2 protein-coding genes are annotated in these 1,118 nt (G+C 75.0%); one reads left to right on the top strand and one right to left on the bottom strand.

Annotated features, from left to right (window positions below; translation table 11 throughout):
• On the bottom strand, positions 1-573 hold a 573-nt coding region (locus AB0O00_RS40850; RefSeq protein ID WP_363659716.1), incomplete at its 3' end, for an MFS transporter.
• A 180-nt stretch (positions 574-753) separates the two neighbouring features.
• Between AB0O00_RS40850 and AB0O00_RS40855 the strand changes: the two genes are divergently transcribed.
• Positions 754-1,118 (top strand): winged helix-turn-helix domain-containing protein (locus tag AB0O00_RS40855; RefSeq protein ID WP_363659717.1); only part of this gene is annotated, 365 nt, incomplete at its 3' end.

Consider the following 1,118-nt stretch of genomic DNA (forward strand, 5'->3'; position numbering starts at 1 on the left):
GGGCAGGCCCCGGCAGACCGCCTGGGCGAGGGCGAGCAGCACCAGCGCGGTGACGGCCAGCTGGAGCCGGGCGTCGAGGTCGAGGTGGGCGGCGAGGATGCCGGCGCCGGAGGCGAGCAGCCCGCCCGCGCTCCACATCCCGTGCAGGCCGGACATGATCGAGCGGCCGACGCGCTCCTCGATCTCCACGCCCTGCGCGTTCATCGCGACGTCCGACATGCCGGAGGTCGCGCCGTAGACGAGCAGGGCCGCGCACAGGACGGGCAGCGACGGCGCGAGCGCGGGCAGGGCGAGCGCCAGGCACCAGAGCGAGACGAGTCCCCGCACCGCCGCCCGCCCGCCGTAGCGGTGGACGAACCGGCTCGCCAGTGGCATCGCGAGGAATGAGCCGATGGCGGGCATCACGAGGGCGAGCCCGAGCTGGCCGGGGGAGAGGCCGAGGCGGTGCTGGATCCACGGGATCCGGCTGACGAAGCTGCCCGTGACGGCGCCGTGCACGGCGAACACCAGGGCGATGCTTGCCCTGGCCGCCCGGGGCGCGGGCAGCGGGGCCGGCGGTGGGGTCGTGGTCATGTGGGTTCCCTCCCGGTTGCCCGCGGCGGATCGGCCGTCCGGCGGCAGGTTGCGGCGGCGGCGGTGTGCTTCGACGGCGTTTGCTTCGACGGCGGTGTGCGGCGGTGGCTGCTTGCTGCGGCGGGCGATAAATTATCAGGAAGGGACCCTGATAGAAACACTCTGGAAGGATGAGCGTCCATGACCACCGCGCGAACGGCCACGCCGAGCACCGCCCGGGCGATCAACGACCGGCTGGCGCTCAACCTGCTGCTCGAACAGGGGCCCCTCACGGCCACCGAGCTGCGGGGCCTCACCGGCCTGTCCCGGCCCACCGTCGCCGACCTGCTGGACCGCCTCCAGCGCACCGGCCTGGTCGCCGTCGTCGGCGAACGCGGCGAACAGCGCCGCGGCCCCAACGCCCGGGTCTACGCGCTGGTCGCCTCGCGCGCCCACCTCGCCGCGTTCGACGTCCGCTCCGGCGGCGTCAGCCTCGTCGTCGCCGACCTGGCCGGCCGCAGCCTCGCCGCCGCCGAGGTGCCCGTCGAGGACGGCGGCGGCGAAGG

This window comes from Kitasatospora sp. NPDC093558 (genome assembly GCF_040683475.1).
GTDB lineage: Bacteria > Actinomycetota > Actinomycetes > Streptomycetales > Streptomycetaceae > Kitasatospora.